The following is an 18,766-nucleotide window of genomic DNA, read 5'->3' on the forward strand; positions in this document are numbered from 1 at the left end:
AGGAGGTGTACGAAATGCCAAAAGTGAAAAAAATTCTGGAATCCCATAACAACAAGCTTCACGTCAAAAAAGACGACACTGTTCTGGTGATTACAGGTAAAGATAAAGGTAAAAAAGGTCGCGTTATCGCTGCTTACCCTCGTCAAAACCGTGTGCTTGTGGAAGGTGTTAACATGATTAAAAAACACCAAAAGCCTAATCAGCTGAATCCACAAGGCGGCATCATCGAGAAAGAAGCTCCGATTCACGTTTCCAACGTTATGCACATTGATCCGAAGAGCGGAAAAGTAACCCGTGTTGGTTACAAAGTTTTGGACAACGGAAAAAAAGTGCGCATTGCAAAACGTTCTGGCGAAGTGATCGACTAATTATTTTTTGAAGAAAGGAGGTATATGATTCATGGCTACAACAAGAATGAAAGAACGTTTCTTGAAAGAAATCACTCCTGCTTTGATGCAGAAGTTCAACTATACAACAGTGATGCAAGTGCCTAAAATCGAGAAAGTTGTAATCAACATGGGTGTTGGCGACGCAGTCCAAAACTCCAAAGTACTTGATTCAGCTCTCAACGACATGCAGCTGATTGCTGGTCAAAAACCAGTAATCACTCGCGCAAAAAAATCTATTGCAGGTTTTAAATTGCGTGAAAACATGCCGATCGGTGTAAAGGTAACACTTCGTGGCGAGCGTATGTATTATTTCTTGGACAAATTGTTCAACATTACTCTTCCTCGCGTACGTGACTTCCATGGTGTATCGACAAAAGCTTTCGACGGACGTGGTAACTACACGCTTGGTCTGAAAGAACAGTTGATCTTCCCGGAAATCGAGTATGATCAAGTTGATAAAGTTCGTGGTATGGACATCGTTATCGTAACGACTGCCAAAACTGACGAAGAGTCCCGTGAGCTTCTGACTCAGCTGGGCATGCCTTTCGCAAAATAATGTTGGCATAACGTTTCGGGCGTCTGATTTTAAAGACACCCTGTTCTCCGAAACTATTTAGGAGGTGTCAGGCTAAGTGGCAAAAACTTCAATGAAAGTCAAACAACAACGCACACCAAAGTTTAAAGTTCGTGCTTACACTCGTTGCGAGCGTTGTGGTCGTCCACATTCGGTACTGCAAAAGTTTAAGATCTGCAGAATTTGCTTCCGTGAATTAGCTTATAAAGGCCAGATTCCTGGCGTGAAAAAAGCAAGCTGGTAAAAAGTCCTGTTTGGGAAGGAGGTTTATACACAATGACTATGTCTGATCCAATTGCAGATATGCTTACTCGTATTCGTAACGCGAACACAGTTCGTCACGAAACAGTAGAAATGCCTGCATCTACAATGAAAAAACAAATCGCCGACATCCTGAAACGTGAAGGATTCATTCGTGATGCGGAATTTGTTGAAGATAGCAAACAAGGGATTATCCGTATTTTCTTGAAATACGGTGCGAACAACGAGCGTGTTATTACAGGTTTGAAAAGAATCAGTAAACCAGGTCTTCGCGTTTACACGAAGAGCAATGAGATTCCACGCGTATTGGGTGGACTCGGGATCGCAATCATTTCAACATCCAAAGGTATCATGACCGACAAAGAAGCACGTCAGTCCAAAGCCGGCGGAGAAGTTGTTTGCTACGTTTGGTAAGATAACGTTTAAAAGATAGGAGGTGCAACAGATATGTCCCGTATTGGTCGTAAACCAATCACAGTACCAAGTGGTGTTGACGTGACTTTGAACAACACAGCGATCACAGTTAAAGGTCCTAAAGGAACATTGACTCGTGAGCTTCATAAAGACATGTCCGTTACTGTGGAAAACAATGAAATTAATGTAGTTCGTCCTTCGGACAACAAACTTCACCGCTCTTTGCATGGAACAACCCGCAGCGTTGTCAACAACATGGTAAGTGGTGTAACTGAAGGGTTTTCAAAATCTCTGGAGCTGGTTGGGGTCGGATATCGTGCAAGCAAATCCGGAGATAAAATCGTTCTGAACGTTGGATACTCTCACCCGGTTGAAATCACACCGGAAGCGGGCATCGAATTCGAAGTTCCTTCGAACACTAAAATCATCGTTCGCGGAATTGATAAAGAGCGTGTAGGTGCCTACGCTGCTAAAATTCGTTCCGTTCGTGAACCTGAACCGTACAAAGGTAAAGGGATTAAATACGAAGGCGAGCGCATCATTCGTAAAGAAGGTAAAGCCGGTAAGAAGAAATAAGTTTCTTACCGACTTTGTGCGGTCTTTCTGCAGGAAAGACTTCGTACTTCTTTTTTACCCAGTGCGTCTTAGTATAAAGTTTTAAAAGGCAAACTGAAGGGAGTGAAAACTTGAGATGATTACAAAACAAGATAAAAATAAAGCACGTGTCAGAAGACATCTGCGTGTACGTAAGAAAATCGAAGGTACGGCTGTACGTCCTCGTTTGAACGTATTCCGCTCTTCCAAGCATATCTACGCACAACTGATTGATGATGTAGCTGGTGTAACATTGGTATCTGCATCCACTATGGATAAAGAACTGAGCAGCGAAATCAAAAACGGCGGTAGTGTAGAAGCAGCTCGTAAAGTTGGCGAACTCGTTGCTAAACGTGCGAAAGAAAAAGGCCATGCTAACATCGTATTTGACCGTGGTGGATACTTGTATCATGGACGGATTCAAGCTTTGGCTGATGCAGCTCGCGAAGCAGGCCTTGAATTCTAAGACATTTCTCAAAAGGAGGTTAACGACTTGCGTGTAGATCCGAATACTTTGGAACTGACTGAAAGAGTAGTAAATATTAATCGTGTAGCTAAAGTTGTCAAAGGCGGACGCCGTTTCAGCTTCAGTGCTCTGGTAGTAGTGGGCGACGGCAACGGCTGGGTAGGCGCTGGAATCGGTAAAGCTGGCGAAGTACCTGATGCAATTCGCAAAGGTATTGAAGATGCTAAGAAAAACCTGGTTCACGTTCCACTCGTAGGAACAACAATTCCTCACCTTGTTACAGGTAAGTTCGGTGCTGGCCGGGTTCTGTTGAAACCGGCATCGGAAGGTACTGGAGTTATCGCTGGTGGTCCGGTTCGTGCTGTACTGGAACTTGCTGGTGTAGGTGATATCTTGACAAAATCTTTGGGTTCTTCGAATTCCATGAATATGGTCAATGCGACTTTGGAAGGTTTGTCCCGCTTGAAACGCGCTGAAGAAGTTGCAAAATTGCGCGGCAAATCCATCGAAGAGCTGCTGGGCTAAGGAGGGAATATCATGGCGAAATTAGAAATTACCCTCGTTCGTTCGTTGATCGGCCGTCCTGGTAATCAGAGAACGACTGTTAAAACGCTCGGCTTGCGTAAAATCAACCATAAAGTAGTTCAACCCGACAATGCAGCTATTCGCGGGATGATTAATCAAGTTAGCCATTTGGTTTCTGTTAAAGAAATTGAGGCTTAAGAAATAAAGTATTTTAACAATAATCAAGGAGGTGCAACGAACGATGAAGTTACATGAGCTTTCCCCAGCTCCAGGCTCCCGCAAAGAACGTAAACGTTTGGGTCGTGGTCCTAGTAGCGGTACGGGTAAAACTTCTGGTCGTGGTCATAAAGGTCAAAACGCTCGTTCCGGCGGTGGTGTACGTCCGGGCTTCGAGGGTGGTCAAAACCCACTGTATCGTCGCTTGCCTAAACGCGGTTTCGTAAATCCTACTCGTAAAGAGTATGCGGTTTTGAATATCGAAGATTTGAACAGTTTTGCAGCGGGTACAGAAGTAAGCCCTGAGTTTTTGCTGAACAATGGCATTGTGAAAAACGCTAAATCCGGAATCAAAATTCTGGGTAACGGTGAAATCACTGTGAAATTGACAGTTAAAGCGAACAAGTTCTCTCAATCTGCGGTAGAGAAAATTGAAGCTGCCGGCGGTAAAACCGAGGTGATCTAATGTTCAAGACCCTGAAAAATATATGGCGGGTTGAGGATCTTAGAACCCGAATCCTGTTCACCCTGTTTATACTCTTTGTATATCGTATTGGCTCCTTTGTGCCGGTTCCCGGCGTGAACAAGCAAGTCTTTACTTCTCAGGATCAGGCAGGAAGCGAGTTGTTTGGACTCCTTAACACCTTCTCAGGGGGCGCATTGTATCAGTTTTCGATCTTCGCCCTCGGGATTATGCCATATATTACAGCGTCCATCATTGTACAGTTGCTGTCAATGGACGTGATTCCGAAACTTGCGGAATGGGCTAAACAAGGAGAGCATGGTAAAAAGAAGTTGGCTCAAATTACGCGTTATGGTACGGTAATACTTGGCCTGATTCAAGCATTCGGAACGTCGATTGGCTTTAATCGACTGTACGGTGCAGCGATGATTCCAGGAGCCACTTTTGCAGATTATCTGGTCATTGCCATTGTGCTTACAGCAGGAACTACGTTCCTTATGTGGCTCGGTGAGCAAATTACCGAAAAGGGAATCGGCAATGGTATCTCTATTGTTATCTTCGCAGGGATTGCAGCGGGTATTCCAAGACATATTCGGACGGTTGTAGAATCTCAGTTTATTCAGGCAGATCAGCTGTTTATGAATATTCTGAAGGCAATTATAATTGCCCTGGTGATTGTTCTGATTATTGTTGGTGTTATCTACATCCAGCAAGGTATTCGGAAAATCCCGGTACAATACGCGAAACGTGTAGTTGGCAACAAAATGTACGGTGGCCAGAATACGCATATTCCGATGAAAATTAATGCGGCAGGCGTTATTCCGGTAATCTTTGCGGTATCATTGCTGCAATTCCCGACAATTATTGCGAGTTTCTGGGCAGATCATGTTTGGGCTAAGTGGGTTACCACTTACTTGTATTATGACAAGCCGCTGGGCATGGTTTTGTATGTCGTAATGATTATCGGTTTCACATTCTTCTATACCTTTGTACAGATGAATCCGCAGCAAATGGCCGACAATATGAAGAAAAACGGCGGTTATATTCCGGGAATTCGCCCGGGTAAAGCCACGGAGAAATACTTGACACGAGTAATGTCACGTTTGACAATGACAGGAGCCTTGTTTCTGGCAGTCATATCCGTTTTGCCGGTATTCTTCGGTTCGCTTTCGGGCTTGCCTCGTTCCGTGCAAATTGGCGGTACTTCATTGCTCATCATCATTGGTGTAGCATTGGATACAATGAAGCAAATCGAAAGCCAACTGATCAAACGCCATTACAAAGGCTTCATCAACAAATAGGCAATAGGTACCGGCTTAGGATGTTCGCATGCTTACCGGCACCTTTTGTGCTGTTTCTTGTGTAGGGGTCGTCTTGAGGAGTGACAGATTGTGAATATTTTGATCATGGGCCCTCCGGGGGCTGGTAAAGGTACACAAGCAGATGTCATTGTGAAGGAATTCGGCATTCCTCATATCTCGACAGGTGATGCTTTTCGCCTAGCGATGAAACAGGGAACACCTATTGGCATTAAAGCTAAAGAATATATCGACAAGGGTGAACTTGTTCCGGATGACGTAACAATCGGTATCGTTGAAGAACGGCTACAACAGCCAGATTGCAAGAAAGGGTTCTTGCTGGACGGTTTTCCAAGAACTTTGGCTCAAGCTGAAGCCTTGGATCAAATTTTGGGTCGTTTGAATACGAAGCTAGATGACGTCATCAACCTGAAAGTGGATAGTGACAACTTGTTGGCACGAATCACAGGACGGCGGGTTTGTAAAAGCTGCGGAACTAGCTATCATATTGTCTTTAATCCTCCTAAGGTTGAAGGCATTTGCGATAAAGACGGTGGGGAACTCTATCAGCGTCCTGACGATAATGAAGATAGCGTAAGAACACGACTTGACGAATATAGTAATAAAACAGCACCACTCCTCACGTTTTATGAGAACCAGAATCTTCTGCGTCATATTGACGGAGAACAGGATATTGATGTGGTTTCCCAAAATATCGTGTCCTTGTTGCGGGGTTAGCTGTAATGATCATTTGCAAGTCGGGGACGGAATCAAGCTTTATGAGGAAAGCTAAGAGAATAGATACGGAAACGGATCATCTCTTGGCAGGACACATCGAGCCCGGTATTACGACCGGTGAACTTGATCATTTAGCTGATCGGTATATTCGCAGTCAGGGAGCTGTGCCGTCTTTTAAAGGTTATAACGGTTTTCCTGCTAGCATTTGCGCTTCAGTCAACGAACAACTGGTGCACGGATTTCCCGGCAAACGCAAGTTAAACAAAGGCGATATCATCGCGAAAACTCGCCAGTTTACAATGTCGCATGCCATTCGGCAATATATTGAGAATCCAAACCGTGGTATTCCTGAGCAGGGGCCGAGGCTGAAAACCGGCATTGGGCTGGCTATTGAATCAATGATTCAGATAGGTTCTCACCATGTAGGGACGCTGGAAGACAACTGGACGGTCGTTACGATGAACGTAACCTCATGTGCTCATAACGAGCAAGCGGTGACGTGCGAAACGGGCGGCATGGACATTTTCACGAAACTGAGTGCGTAGGTGATTGGAATGATTCAGCAAGGAAACCTGCAAATCGGTCAGCTGGTGAAGATTCTGAAAGGCAGAGGTGCCGGACAGATTGCGGTTGTCGTTTCAGTAGCAGATAGCAGGTTTGTATATATTGCGGATGGGGATAAACGAAAGTTTGATCAAGCGAAGAAGAAAAATGTTCTTCATTTGGTGCCTCAGCCAAAGATTAGTAGCGAGATTGTAAACAGTTTAAACGAAAGCGGTCGGGTGACGAATGGAAAGCTGCGCCATGCAGTGAAAACTTTCCTGGACTCGTCCGAATACCAAGCTGAAGAGAAAGGAGACTGACTTTGGCCAAAGAAGATGTCATTGAGGTTGAAGGTACGGTAATCGAGCCACTGCCGAACGCTACGTTCAAGGTAGAGCTGGAGAACGGTCATCAAATTCTTGCTCATGTTTCCGGAAAGCTGCGGATGCACTTTATCCGTATTTTGACAGGCGACAAGGTGGTTGTACAGTTATCGCCTTACGATTTAACCAAAGGCCGTATAACGTACCGCAAGTAATTCATGCAGGTTTTTATTAAACGTATGTCATTTAAAAAACTTGTTTTGCTCGGCAAAACGATGTGAATGTTCACGAAGCGAGTTTTACCAGGGTAAAGCTTGGAGGAGGTAATCAACATGAAGGTAAGACCTTCTGTAAAACCTATTTGCGAAAAATGCAAAGTCATTCGCCGCAAAGGGAACGTAATGGTTATTTGCGAAAATCCGAAACACAAACAAAAACAAGGTTAATAGAAGGGGGTGTAGCGTAAAATGGCTCGTATAGCTGGTGTGGATTTGCCACGTGACAAACGCGTTGAGATCGCCTTGACTTACATTTTCGGAATCGGTAAAACGACTTCTCAGAAAATCTTGAAGGAAACAGGCATCAGTGCAAACACGCGTGTTCGTGATTTGACTGAAGATGAAGTGAGCAAATTACGTGAAACGATCGACAAAGAAGTTAAAGTAGAAGGCGATCTGCGTCGTGAAATTTCCTTGAATATTAAACGTCTGACTGAGATTGGCTGCTACCGTGGTGTTCGTCACCGTCGTGGGTTGCCTGTTCGCGGACAACGTACTAAAACTAATGCTCGTACCCGTAAAGGTCCTCGTCGGACTGTAGCGAACAAAAAGAAATAAGAAGGGAGGATAACATTCAATGGCTAAACCGAAAAAAGTTGTACGTACAAAACGCCGTGACCGTAAAAATATCGAGACTGGCGTGGCACACATCCGTTCCACGTTCAACAACACGATCGTTACGATCACAGATCCACACGGTAACGCAATCTCTTGGGCCAGCTCAGGCGGCATGGGATTCCGTGGTTCCCGTAAATCTACTCCATTTGCAGCGCAAATGGCCGCAGAAACTGCTGCTAAAGCTGCTATGGAACACGGCATGAAAACTGTCGAAGTCATGGTTAAAGGACCTGGTGCAGGTCGCGAAGCAGCAATCCGCTCTTTGCAAGCTGCTGGTTTGGAAGTTAACCTGATCAAAGACGTAACTCCGGTACCTCATAACGGATGCCGTCCTCCAAAACGTCGTCGCGTCTAATGAGATTTCTCCTCTGCGTGTAGTATAGATCCGGCACAAACTGCCAAGAATGGATGTTTAGGTATACTGCATGATAGACTATGGATAAGGTGAATGTTTCATATAGGAGCGACGTTTTGAAGGAGGGATATTGCAGTGATAGAAATCGAAAAGCCGAAAATTGAGACGGTTGACGTCAATGATGATGGCACCTATGGAAAATTCGTAGTAGAACCGCTGGAACGCGGATACGGTACGACGTTGGGAAACTCGCTTCGCCGTATTCTGTTATCCTCGTTACCGGGGGCAGCAGTCACATCGGTTCAGATCGATGGGGTTCTGCACGAGTTTGCAACGGTTCCCGGTGTGAAGGAAGACGTAACGGAGATCATTCTGAACTTGAAAGCTTTATCGCTTAAAATCCACTCGGATGAAGAGAAAGTACTCGAAATCGATGCGGAAGGCGAAGGAGTTGTAACGGCAGGAGATATCCGTGCGGATAGTGATGTGGAAATTCTTAATCCGGATCTTCACATTGCTACGCTCGGACCGGGTTCGAGACTTCACATGCGTATTTTTGCCAATCGCGGTCGCGGTTACGTTAAGCAGGATCGGAACAAACGTGATGACCAGCCGATCGGCGTCATTCCCGTCGACTCCATCTACACTCCGATTGCACGCGTGAACTACGGCGTAGAAAATACGCGTGTCGGCCAGGTTACGAATTACGACAAGCTGACACTTGAGGTTTGGACTGACGGAAGTATTCGTCCCGAGGAAGCAGTGAGCCTTGGAGCCAAAATTTTGACCGAGCATGTGATGTTGTTCGTGGGTCTCACGGACGAGGCAAAAGATGCTGAAATTATGGTTGAAAAAGAAGAAGACAAGAAAGAAAAAGTTCTTGAAATGACGATCGAAGAGCTGGATCTCTCCGTCCGTTCCTATAACTGCCTTAAGCGCGCTGGTATCAATACGGTACAAGAACTCACGACTAAATCTGAAGAAGATATGATGAAGGTCCGTAACTTGGGTCGCAAATCTTTGGAAGAAGTACAAGAGAAGCTCGAGGAACTTGGTTTAGGACTTCGTACGGAAGAATAGTACAGCAACGTTTTTGTGAAGGAGGGGAAATTACATGGCATACCAAAAATTGGGCCGTAACTCCAGTGCCCGTAAAGCTTTGTTTCGTGATTTGGTAACCGATCTGTTCTTGTATGAGCGTATCCAAACTACTGAGGCTAAAGCGAAAGAAGTTCGTTCTATTGCTGAAAAACTGATCACCAAAGCGAAAAAAGGAGATCTGCACGCACGTCGTCAAGTGGCTGCGTTCGTTCGCCGTGAAACTTTGGATGGTGAGCAGGATGCAATCCAAAAGCTGTTTAGCGAATTGGCTACACGTTACACTGAGCGTCCAGGTGGATACACTCGTATCCTGAAATTGGGACCTCGTCGTGGCGACGCCGCTCCAATGGTATATCTGGAATTGGTTGACCGCGCGTAAACAGGCGAAGATGAGGGAAGGGTGGACAGAATCGGCTTGATTCTGAACAACCCTTTTTTTCTCTTGGAGGAGTCCTTGAGGGGCTTCTCCTTTGTTATGTTCGGTTATTCCTTGCAAGGCCAGAGAATACCCCTACAAAGGTGTGAGAAGCATGCGGAACTTGTGCATGAAGGTGAACTATGACGGAACCCACTATGATGGCTTTCAGACGCAGCCTAACGGTAACACCATTCAGGACTGCCTTGAACATGCTATTTACTCATTGACGGGCGAGCGTCTTAAAATTACAGGCTCAGGCCGTACAGATGCAGGTGTACATGCATACGGGCAGGTATTCAATTTTCACACTGAATCGCCGATTCCGTTACAGCGCTGGTGTCTGGCACTTAATGCTTGGTTGCCTCGTGATATCATCGTTACGGATGCGAGAGAGGTGCCACTGTCCTTTCATGCACGCCGCATGGCGAAGCGGAAGACATATCGGTACAGTATTAATGCGAACCGGTTTCCGGACATCTTTCACCGTCGTACACAGGCCCATCATCCAACGAGTCTGGATGTAAGAGCGATGGAGGAAGGGTTAGCTCATTTAGTTGGCACCTTTGACTATACTTCGTTCGCATCTCGACGTTCCCAAAAGACGAATCATGTTCGCACTATTTACGAAGCCTATATGACAGTAGACCATTCCTTTTCACGTCCGGACTCGGATGATCAGGGAATTATCCATACTTATATTACAGGTAGCGGATTTTTGCAGCACATGGTTCGGATTATTATGGGTACTTTGCTGGAAGTGGGAGAAGGCAAAAAATCGTCGGATGATATTCCTTCCATTTTGGAGGCGAAAAATCGTTCAAAGGCCGGACCTACGGCCGTTGGACACGCTTTAACGCTCTGGAATGTAGAGTACGACGAAAACATCAAAAAACATTGATTTTACCCTTGCGGAATTGATGGTTATCCTGTAATATAAAAGTTGTGTTTTCTTAATGGCTTTCCCACAGCCCCAATTAAGATAATCACTTTAAATTAACATCTAATCCATCAATAATGCAGCAACTTAACGAACGAAGATAAATGATGATTTCTGTTAACGAACTTAAGGAGGATACTTTTCATGCGTACTACGTATATGGCGAAGCCAAATGAAGTTGAGCGCAACTGGCACATCATTGATGCCGAAGGCAAAACGCTCGGCCGTCTGGCAAGCGAAGCGGCTGCGTTGATTCGCGGCAAACACAAGCCACAATTTACACCACATGTGGACACAGGTGATTTTGTTGTTGTAATCAATGCGGAAAAAATCGTATTGACCGGTAAAAAAATGGAGAACAAGAAATACTACCGTCACTCCCTGCATCCGGGTGGTCTGAAAGTAACGGTTGCACAAGAAATGGTTAAGAACAAGCCTGAGCGTATGTTGGAATTGGCTGTTCACGGTATGCTTCCTAAAACTCGTCAAGGCGAGAAAATGAAGCTGAGACTTAAAGCTTACAGAGGCACTGAGCATCCACATGCAGCACAAAAACCTGAAGTTTACGAACTTCGCGGATAATTAAAAGGGAGGACAGTTTCATGGCACAAGTACAATACTATGGGACAGGTCGTCGTAAACATTCGGTAGCTCGTGTTCGTCTCGTACCGGGTGAAGGACGCATTGTCATCAATAAGCGTGATATTAATGAATATTTCGGTTTGGAAACTCTCAAACTGATCGTAAAACAACCACTGAACCTGACAGAAACAGTTGGCAGCTATGACGTACTCGTTATCGCTCATGGTGGTGGTATCTCTGGTCAAGCCGGCGCAATTCGCCACGGTATTTCCCGTGCTCTGTTGAAAGCAGATCCGGAATTCCGTCCAGCTTTGAAAAAAGCAGGCTTCTTGACTCGTGACCCACGTATGAAAGAACGTAAAAAATACGGTCTCAAAGCCGCTCGTCGTGCACCACAGTTCTCGAAACGTTAATATTTCGAATACAGAAGAACCTTTTCCTTATGGAAAGGGTTCTTTTTTATTTAGTCATTTCCTGATTATTATCCACATGTGGATAAGTAGACCTACTCTAAAATTCATAGGCTTCAGCATGTTTCTGCGAATACATAAATAACCGCATGCAAATGCATGGAACACGAAAAGTTATCCACGATGTAATTGAATACGATATTGTTATACACAAATACAGTTTGCTATTTCCACGGAGTTTATTCTGTAATGTTTATAACCTGTGACTAAAATATAATGTTCGACTATTCAATATAGCCTCATCTTAATATTCTCTGCTAACTGCTGTTTCACGAGATACTTTGCTTTCACTTGTTTATGTAAAGTCCCTTGATATGTTCTGGCTGGTACTGTCTATGCCTCTTGTACAGCTGTTTTGGGCGCAGCTAGGGATACGGCAAGGAATACCTCTTTTTATTTGTGTGCACTGAGAGAAGGACGCTCCTTAGCCTAGCACTGTCTGCTTCCTAGGCTACTGCAATTGCAACGGCGATGTACATGTTACTGGTAATGGAAATAGTCTACACAGCAATCGCTCCAAACTATAACCGGGAGCACTATGTATTGTCCGACTGTGTCTACCCTTATAAAATTGACCCATCTTGATGTCAGGCTTTAAATAGGCTTCCAGTAGCGATAAGAGTCTTGCTTGTGTCCAGGGATCAATCCCTCGGGAATTGCCTCTACAAGCGCTTTAGGATTGGATAGAGGCATAATAAGAGTTCAGCGCGCAGTCATTTCTTTTATAATTTCCACAATGAAAGCATCGCTGACGCCAGAGCTCCAGAATAGTGTAGTCGATTTCATCTGGCTAAAAATTCGAGTAAAGGCTAGTTTGCCTTCATCTGAACTCGTCCACATACGGACTTCATCTTTGGAATGCAAAATAAGAGCTTTGAAACCTAAAGTTATTTTCAATTCCCTCGGTTAGCACCCTTCGATAATCTTAGATTCAGAAACGATGTTGCTTTCTTCTACAGATGATTCTTGCTTGATCAAGCAACCCAAAGCTGTTCAGCATTATCGATGGCTGCCGCGCACTAGGCCAAGATTAGGATACGCTGCTCCTAGATGCCTCTAAAGCATTTCACTCAGAAGATCCACAAGCATATGTATAGTACAATAATACATTTTGGCTATACAAATCATTCAACTAAGTAATTTTGCGTAGCAAGGTAGGTTGTCAAAAAAATGCTTATCCGCACGTTCGGCTTGCTCTTCCAAAGTCAAAACTATAGGATGTATTCCTTCAAGGACCAAACTATTCCCATATAATGTTATATAAGAAAGCCCTTTGTTTAAAAGCGTACTGGTGGTACGCCTTTGTCTTCAGCAGAGTAGAGAACAAGCCGTCTTTGTTGACGTAAAAAGCCTCCATTCAAGCATACCTTCAGCTACACTAGTTATTTTTAGTAACCAAAGAGCCTATGGACCATTTTCAAGTGTTTGGTATAAGAATATTTTATATAAAGCCAATGAACTTGGTTGGATACGCAAGAAAGCATTAAAGAATGCTGACAGAACAACATTCCTGCAAATTTGGGTGGATAAATGCTTACATCAGGACATTTTGCCTTGGATTGACAATGATTGTGAAAGTTTTATACTGTATTTAATCTTATTAGTTTAGTCGGTATTGAAATGACACTTATTTATGAATCTTCATATGGAGGCGCATTGATAATGAATTTATTGGAGAAAGAAGCGTTGATTAGAATCAAGGCAATTGAACTGGAAGAGGCTACGCCAGAGGAAGTTATCCAGTATGCTGTTCTTACATTTCCCAATCTTACCTTTGCTTGTAGCTTCGGAGCAGAAGATGTAGTACTAGTAGATATGCTTCAAAAAATTAGCCCTTCCACCGACATTTTTTACTTGGACACCGACTTTCATTTTCAAGAAACTTATGATACGCGAGATCAGATGAAAGCCAGATATAATTTGGATTTTGTCAGGGTCTCTCCCTTAATTACTCCTGAAGAGCAAGCGGCTGAGCATGGAGAGGAACTGTGGAAAACAGATCCTAACACATGTTGTGGTATACGCAAAGTTGAGCCACTGACACGCATTTTGTCACAATACGATGCATGGATTACTGGTATTCGCCGGGATCAGGCCCCTACCCGTGCGAATTCAAAAAAGGTAGAGTATGATGAAAAGTTTGGACTCGTTAAATTTAATCCCTTGGCAAGCTGGACATCCGAGGATGTATGGAACTATATCCGTACTCATGAAGTACTGTATAATCCATTGCATGACCGCAATTATCCCAGTATCGGTTGTGAGCAATGTACCCGTGAAGTTCTACCAGGTGAAGACCCTCGTGCAGGTCGCTGGTCAGGCAATGAGAAAACAGAGTGTGGGCTCCATCAATAAAATGGTATTCAGGTAACTATGAGTCGTATTTATGAAGAGAAGGGAAGTGCATTATGACTGCAATTCTTCCGCATGGCGGAACACTTGTTGATAAAATCATTACAGGACCGGAGCAAAAAGCACTTTTGCAGGCTGCAGGAGAATTGTTTCCTATCCGTGTAAACTCATGGACCATTTCTGATCTGGATTTGATTGGAGTGGGAGCTTTCTCTCCTTTGACGGGGTTTATGAATGAATCTGATTATCGGTCGGTGGTAACAGATATGCGTCTTGCCGATGGTACAGTCTGGAGTATTCCCATTACTCTTGCAGTTGTAGAAAGTGTAGCCAGTGAACTGAAATTAGGTCAGCAGGTGGCTTTGGTGGGTGAAACAGACGATACTATCTATGCTGTACTTGATATTGAAAGTATTTATCAGGTAGATCAGGCTGAGGAAGCCAGACGAGTATTCAAGACCGATGACCCGGCTCATCCTGGCGTAAACAAACTGTTAGATCGACCTGCTACGTATGTTGGTGGATCTGTGCAAGTGCTGAATCGGCCGGAGCCCACACAATTTAGTGAGTTTTACTATACACCATCACAGACACGCGACTATTTTGTAGAAAAAGGCTGGAAAACAGTGGTCGGTTTTCAAACACGAAATCCGGTACACCGGGCACATGAGTATATCCAAAAAAGCGCGATGGAGATTGTGGATGCTTTGTTTCTAAACCCACTCGTTGGTGAAACCAAGTCAGATGACGTTCCGGCAGATGTGCGTATGAAGAGCTATCTGGTGCTGCTGGACAATTATTATCCGGCTGATCGGACTTTTCTAGGGGTATTTCCTGCTGCCATGCGATACGCGGGTCCTAGAGAGGCCATTTTCCATGCTATTGTGCGAAAAAACTATGGCTGCACCCATTTTATTGTTGGAAGGGATCATGCCGGGGTAGGAGACTATTATGGTACCTACGAAGCACAGGAAATTTTCAGGCACTTTACACCTGAAGAGCTGGGGATTACTCCATTGTTCTTTGAACACAGCTTTTATTGCACCCGATGTGGAAATATGGCCTCAAGTAAAACATGCCCACATCCCAAGGAGCATCATTTGACGCTCTCGGGCACCAAGGTACGGGAATTGTTGCGCTCTGGGGTTTGCCCGCCACCTGAATTTACACGACCGGAAGTCGCTCAAGTGCTCATTGAAGGTATGAAAGAATTTGTTCATGCCTGAGTTGTACTATCTACACGCCTCGTCCCATATAGATTATTAGTATCTGTATAGGACGGAGGCGTTTTGTTATGCAAAAAAATAATCGTAAACACGAGGTTACACTGTGGATTCGCTATCGGACGTTGCAAAAAATGCTGTTGGGCTGTTGTCTCGCCGTTCTGTTTATTACACTGGCATTGTATGAGATACCTGCTTCGAGAGCTTGGACCCATTGGAGTTTACCCCTTACTGGTAAAGTAATTGCCATAGATGCTGGACACGGAGGGCCTGATGGAGGGGCGGTTAGCAAAGAAGGAATTATTGAAAAGGATATTAATCTGGCAATCGCTTTTTATTTGCGGGATTATTTGCAGCAAGCAGGTGCTGTTGTTGTCATGACACGTGAGGATGACCGCGACCTGGCGCAGCAAGAAACGAAAGGTTACGCCAGAAGGAAAACGGAGGATTTGAAGCAGCGTGTGCGTATAATTGAGGAGCAGAAAGCAGACCTCTTTCTAAGTATTCATATGAACAGTATCCCGTCGAGCCGTTGGAGTGGAGCACAGACCTTTTTCGTCCCTAACCATGCAGATAACGAGAATTTGGCGTCCTTAATTCAGGAAGAGATCAAGCGTAACTTGGAAAACACGAATAGAGTAGCTAAGACCGTGAACACAGTTTATTTATTGAAAGCTCTCAAAATGCCATCAGCCCTTGTAGAAGTCGGATTTTTGTCCCATCCAGAGGAAGCCAGACGACTAAGTGACGTGAACTATCAAAGGCGGGTGGCGGCGTCCATATATAAGGGGATTTTGCGTTACAGTGCCGGGGAAAAGGGGATCTCACCAGCACCTGAGGCCAGATAGTGGTATACTGTAAGTGTTTACCACTCCGTAATTCATTAAAGCAGAGGTGCTGATAATTCATGCAATCAAGAGAGCAAGTTATAGAGCTACTTCAACAAGTGCGGGAGCCTCAAACAGGACGCCGTCTAGTCGATCTCCATTTTATTCGGGATGTGGTTGTTAAAGAGGATCGGGTATCCTTGACCGCTATTAGTCTGAATAGCCAGGAAGAAACGTGTGCAGAACTGGAGCGGGAAATCCGGCAGACGTTAGAAGAGGCGGGATTAAGCCACGTCCATATTCGTATTCGTGAGGCATCTGAGCATGAAAAGTCCGCAATTCAAGCTGTGGAGAATACCGAGGAAGCCGCTGACCCGGTTTTGACCAAAGGACATGCTGTCGGTATGGAAGAACATGAGCTGCTTAGCCCAGCATCTGGCGTCCGGTTTATTGCCATTGCAAGCGGAAAAGGTGGTGTCGGAAAATCGACAGTAGCTGTAAATTTGGCTGCTGCTTTAGCTAGACAGGGGAAGCGTGTGGGTTTAATTGATGCGGATATCTATGGATTTAGCGTGCCGGATATGATCGGGGTGGAGGAGGTTCCTTCTGTCGAAGATGGTATCATTCAGCCGGTGGAGCGATTCGGTATCAAAATCATGTCTATGGGCTTCTTTGTCAGAGAGAACAATCCGGTGATTTGGAGAGGTCCCATGCTGGGGAGAATGCTCAGACAGTTTTTTAGTGATGTTGAATGGGGACAACTGGATTATATGATACTCGATTTACCACCAGGGACTGGCGATGTAGCGCTTGACGTACATCAAATGATTCCGCAGAGTGAAGAAATCATTGTCACTACCCCACATGCAACTGCAGCTTTTGTAGCTGCACGTGCAGGGGCTATGGCGCTCCAAACAGATCATAAGGTCATTGGTGTTGTGGAGAACATGTCCTATTATGTATCCTCCACCGGAGAAAAGGACTATGTTTTTGGACGCGGTGGCGGGGCTATGCTGGCAGATACCCTTCATACGAAGCTGCTGGCGCAAATTCCGCTGGGTATCCCAGACAATCACCCTTCAGAAGCCGACTTTTCTCCATCCGTATATAAATCCGAGTCGGCGACAGGGGAAATTTACAATGATATTGCTGCTCAAATTACGACGTTGCACGCGGAATTTGAATAAGAAAAAAAGGCTGGTTGTTGAACCAGCCTTTTTATTATTGGCCTCCACCTTGTTCTCCTTCGCCTCCACCACCACCATCTTGCTTCTGATCAGCAGAGCCACCTTGCTCACCGCTTTTTTTCTCAACCTTAGGTTGGAGTTCCTCTTGTACGACAGTTTTAAGTAAATTCATGACTTCAAGCCGAAAAATCGGATTCTGCATGGCATCATGCATGACTGTCATAGATTGTTTGCGATATTCAGGAGTTTTAGTTAAGTCCATATACATCTTGGTCAGTTCTGGCGACTTAAGCATCGCTTCAATTGATTTTTGATAAGAAGGGTCTTTTATAAGTTGCATATGAAGCTGTTTGCTTTGGCTGTTGATGGCTTTGGCAAATTCTCCCGCAAAACGCGGATCAGTCATAATTTTTTCGATTTCTTTTTTATATTCAGGTGATACCAAAGTATCTTTGACTGCGATCTTCATCTGTTCAGCCGATTGCATGGGCATAAGCATTTTCATTCCCATGCTGCCACCAGATCCACCACCAGCCCCACCCTCTTCACTGCTTTGACCGGATTGTCCTTCTTTTGAAGTGCTTTCCCCGGTTAAAGCCTCTTCTACGGCTTTTTTTCCGTCATCGCTTTTCAAGATATCGACAACCATCGTTTTCATCTCTTTATAACTGTTCTGGGGGGGCGCAGAACCCTGATCCGAGCCGCAGCCACTCAGTGCAACGCCCAGTACGCATACCGTGCTAACAAATCGCAAACGAGTCCAATTCATGGCCGTATTCCTCCTTCATCATGAATGTGGATAGTATGTGGATGAATGCGGAGAAATATGTCGATTTGCTTTTGGTTTTTAGCTGAGAACGATGTAAAATAACTCCTTAAAGACCCAGTGCCTGATCGCGCACCTCTTTGCCTTTTACTGTACCCTGTTGAAGCAGTTCAGATACAGTCACGAATTCATAGCCTTGTGCGCGCAACTTGTCGATAATGACGGGCAAGGCTTCATGTGTTTGTTTACAGGAATCACTGGCATGCAGAAGGACGATATCGCCAGGATGCGCTTTATTTACAACACGGTCGATTATGACCTGAGTACCAGGATTTTTCCAGTCCAGGGAATCTGTATCCCACTGAATGGTTTTGTAGCCTAAAGTGCTGGCAACCTGAAGGACCCTTTTATCAAAGTCGCCATTAGGCATACGGATCAACTTCGGGGACTGTCCCGTCAGTTCGGTTAATGTGGTATGAGCAATGGAAATCTGCTTACGAATATCTTCATCGCTTAAGCTACTGTAATTTTCGTGTTTATGGCCATGACTGCCGATCTCAAATCCGCTTTCTTTAATCTGATTCACAAGCTCTGGATGTGTTTTACTCCAAGGGGCAGAAAGAAAAAAGGTGGACTTGGTCACTTTTTTATCCTCAAGGACTTTTAAGATGGGGGCAGTACGTTTATCACCCCAACTAATATCAAAGGTGAGAGCGATCAGCTTTTTGTCTGTGGGTACACTATAAATAGCGGTTGGTGCTTCCTCGGAAAAAACCGTAACATTATCGGTTTCTACATAAATGACTCCAACAGTAAAGACGGCTGCAGCCATTACGATTAAGAATCGT

General features: G+C 44.7%; 28 protein-coding genes (1 of these 28 running past the window's edge). 26 read left to right on the plus strand and 2 right to left on the minus strand.

Going from position 1 to position 18,766, the window contains the following annotated elements; all coding sequences use genetic code 11:
- Positions 1-14: 14 nt before the first annotated feature.
- From rplX to MHB54_RS16555, 26 genes are all read left to right on the plus strand, one after another.
- Positions 15-368: a 50S ribosomal protein L24 gene (gene rplX / locus MHB54_RS16430; protein ID WP_264454482.1), complete on the plus strand. Its 354-nt coding sequence runs from the start codon at positions 15-17 to the stop codon at positions 366-368.
- A 31-nt stretch (positions 369-399) separates the two neighbouring features.
- On the plus strand, positions 400-945 hold the full coding sequence (gene rplE / locus MHB54_RS16435) for a 50S ribosomal protein L5 (protein WP_007432571.1): 546 nt from the start codon (positions 400-402) through the stop codon (positions 943-945).
- A 76-nt stretch (positions 946-1,021) separates the two neighbouring features.
- Positions 1,022-1,207, plus strand: a complete 186-nt coding sequence (locus MHB54_RS16440; RefSeq protein WP_013312154.1) for a type Z 30S ribosomal protein S14 — start codon at positions 1,022-1,024, stop codon at positions 1,205-1,207.
- Positions 1,208-1,239: 32 nt separating this feature from the next.
- Entirely contained in the window at positions 1,240-1,638 is a 399-nt protein-coding gene (rpsH, locus tag MHB54_RS16445; RefSeq protein WP_007432570.1) for a 30S ribosomal protein S8, read from the plus strand.
- A gap of 33 nt (positions 1,639-1,671) precedes the next feature.
- Complete coding sequence (gene rplF / locus MHB54_RS16450; protein ID WP_013312152.1) at positions 1,672-2,214, plus strand: 50S ribosomal protein L6; 543 nt, start codon at positions 1,672-1,674, stop codon at positions 2,212-2,214.
- Between the two features lie 115 nt (positions 2,215-2,329).
- Positions 2,330-2,698, plus strand: a complete 369-nt coding sequence (rplR, locus tag MHB54_RS16455) for a 50S ribosomal protein L18 (RefSeq protein ID WP_007432568.1) — start codon at positions 2,330-2,332, stop codon at positions 2,696-2,698.
- 27 nt (positions 2,699-2,725) lie between these two features.
- Positions 2,726-3,223: a 30S ribosomal protein S5 gene (gene rpsE, locus MHB54_RS16460; protein WP_013312151.1), complete on the plus strand. Its 498-nt coding sequence runs from the start codon at positions 2,726-2,728 to the stop codon at positions 3,221-3,223.
- 12 nt (positions 3,224-3,235) lie between these two features.
- Positions 3,236-3,421 carry a 50S ribosomal protein L30 gene (gene rpmD / locus MHB54_RS16465; protein ID WP_013312150.1) on the plus strand — a complete coding sequence of 62 codons (186 nt, stop codon included), beginning with the start codon at positions 3,236-3,238 and terminating at the stop codon, positions 3,419-3,421.
- 43 nt (positions 3,422-3,464) lie between these two features.
- Positions 3,465-3,905, plus strand: coding sequence for a 50S ribosomal protein L15 (gene rplO, locus MHB54_RS16470; protein ID WP_013312149.1), 441 nt, complete (start codon positions 3,465-3,467; stop codon positions 3,903-3,905).
- Positions 3,905-5,203, plus strand: coding sequence for a preprotein translocase subunit SecY (secY, locus tag MHB54_RS16475; protein ID WP_013312148.1), 1,299 nt, complete (start codon positions 3,905-3,907; stop codon positions 5,201-5,203). The genes rplO and secY overlap by 1 nt, the downstream gene beginning before the upstream one ends.
- Positions 5,204-5,293: 90 nt before the next feature.
- Positions 5,294-5,938 carry an adenylate kinase gene (locus MHB54_RS16480; RefSeq protein ID WP_013312147.1) on the plus strand — a complete coding sequence of 215 codons (645 nt, stop codon included), beginning with the start codon at positions 5,294-5,296 and terminating at the stop codon, positions 5,936-5,938.
- Positions 5,939-5,943: 5 nt separating this feature from the next.
- Entirely contained in the window at positions 5,944-6,483 is a 540-nt protein-coding gene (locus tag MHB54_RS16485; protein ID WP_049827765.1) for a M24 family metallopeptidase, read from the plus strand.
- A gap of 9 nt (positions 6,484-6,492) precedes the next feature.
- The gene (locus MHB54_RS16490; RefSeq protein WP_013312145.1) at positions 6,493-6,801 is read left to right on the plus strand and encodes a KOW domain-containing RNA-binding protein; all 309 of its coding nucleotides are present in this window, start codon (positions 6,493-6,495) and stop codon (positions 6,799-6,801) included.
- Between the two features lie 2 nt (positions 6,802-6,803).
- Complete coding sequence (gene infA / locus MHB54_RS16495; RefSeq protein ID WP_006212898.1) at positions 6,804-7,019, plus strand: translation initiation factor IF-1; 216 nt, start codon at positions 6,804-6,806, stop codon at positions 7,017-7,019.
- 117 nt (positions 7,020-7,136) lie between these two features.
- A complete protein-coding gene (rpmJ, locus tag MHB54_RS16500) occupies positions 7,137-7,250 on the plus strand; it encodes a 50S ribosomal protein L36 (protein WP_003333770.1) in 114 nt (37 codons plus the stop codon).
- 21 nt (positions 7,251-7,271) lie between these two features.
- The gene (gene rpsM / locus MHB54_RS16505) at positions 7,272-7,640 is read left to right on the plus strand and encodes a 30S ribosomal protein S13 (RefSeq protein WP_007432560.1); all 369 of its coding nucleotides are present in this window, start codon (positions 7,272-7,274) and stop codon (positions 7,638-7,640) included.
- A 19-nt stretch (positions 7,641-7,659) separates the two neighbouring features.
- Positions 7,660-8,055: a 30S ribosomal protein S11 gene (rpsK, locus tag MHB54_RS16510; protein WP_013312144.1), complete on the plus strand. Its 396-nt coding sequence runs from the start codon at positions 7,660-7,662 to the stop codon at positions 8,053-8,055.
- 135 nt (positions 8,056-8,190) lie between these two features.
- Positions 8,191-9,135: a DNA-directed RNA polymerase subunit alpha gene (locus tag MHB54_RS16515; RefSeq protein ID WP_007432558.1), complete on the plus strand. Its 945-nt coding sequence runs from the start codon at positions 8,191-8,193 to the stop codon at positions 9,133-9,135.
- 34 nt (positions 9,136-9,169) lie between these two features.
- A complete protein-coding gene (gene rplQ, locus MHB54_RS16520; protein WP_013312143.1) occupies positions 9,170-9,535 on the plus strand; it encodes a 50S ribosomal protein L17 in 366 nt (121 codons plus the stop codon).
- Between the two features lie 151 nt (positions 9,536-9,686).
- Positions 9,687-10,472, plus strand: coding sequence for a tRNA pseudouridine(38-40) synthase TruA (gene truA / locus MHB54_RS16525; RefSeq protein WP_023990555.1), 786 nt, complete (start codon positions 9,687-9,689; stop codon positions 10,470-10,472).
- A gap of 183 nt (positions 10,473-10,655) precedes the next feature.
- A complete protein-coding gene (rplM, locus tag MHB54_RS16530; protein WP_013312141.1) occupies positions 10,656-11,093 on the plus strand; it encodes a 50S ribosomal protein L13 in 438 nt (145 codons plus the stop codon).
- 20 nt (positions 11,094-11,113) lie between these two features.
- The gene (gene rpsI / locus MHB54_RS16535; protein ID WP_013312140.1) at positions 11,114-11,506 is read left to right on the plus strand and encodes a 30S ribosomal protein S9; all 393 of its coding nucleotides are present in this window, start codon (positions 11,114-11,116) and stop codon (positions 11,504-11,506) included.
- A 1,719-nt stretch (positions 11,507-13,225) separates the two neighbouring features.
- Positions 13,226-13,918: a phosphoadenylyl-sulfate reductase gene (locus MHB54_RS16540; protein ID WP_264454483.1), complete on the plus strand. Its 693-nt coding sequence runs from the start codon at positions 13,226-13,228 to the stop codon at positions 13,916-13,918.
- Between the two features lie 53 nt (positions 13,919-13,971).
- The gene (gene sat, locus MHB54_RS16545) at positions 13,972-15,141 is read left to right on the plus strand and encodes a sulfate adenylyltransferase (RefSeq protein ID WP_023990489.1); all 1,170 of its coding nucleotides are present in this window, start codon (positions 13,972-13,974) and stop codon (positions 15,139-15,141) included.
- 68 nt (positions 15,142-15,209) lie between these two features.
- Complete coding sequence (gene cwlD, locus MHB54_RS16550) at positions 15,210-15,986, plus strand: N-acetylmuramoyl-L-alanine amidase CwlD (protein ID WP_068939390.1); 777 nt, start codon at positions 15,210-15,212, stop codon at positions 15,984-15,986.
- A gap of 59 nt (positions 15,987-16,045) precedes the next feature.
- The gene (locus MHB54_RS16555) at positions 16,046-17,152 is read left to right on the plus strand and encodes an Mrp/NBP35 family ATP-binding protein (protein ID WP_068939388.1); all 1,107 of its coding nucleotides are present in this window, start codon (positions 16,046-16,048) and stop codon (positions 17,150-17,152) included.
- Positions 17,153-17,186: 34 nt separating this feature from the next.
- On the opposite strand, the gene gerD is transcribed toward MHB54_RS16555, so the two are convergent.
- Positions 17,187-17,921, minus strand: coding sequence for a spore germination lipoprotein GerD (gerD, locus tag MHB54_RS16560; protein ID WP_023990486.1), 735 nt, complete (start codon positions 17,919-17,921; stop codon positions 17,187-17,189).
- 106 nt (positions 17,922-18,027) lie between these two features.
- A protein-coding gene (gene pdaB / locus MHB54_RS16565) for a polysaccharide deacetylase family sporulation protein PdaB (RefSeq protein ID WP_053326182.1) crosses the window boundary here: on the minus strand, positions 18,028-18,766 show its 3' portion. 41 nt of this gene lie beyond the right edge of the window; the window shows 739 of its 780 coding nt (coding positions 42-780); its start codon lies off the right edge, out of view; its stop codon occupies positions 18,028-18,030.

The organism is Paenibacillus sp. FSL M7-0802, from assembly GCF_038004945.1.
GTDB lineage: Bacteria > Bacillota > Bacilli > Paenibacillales > Paenibacillaceae > Paenibacillus > Paenibacillus polymyxa_B.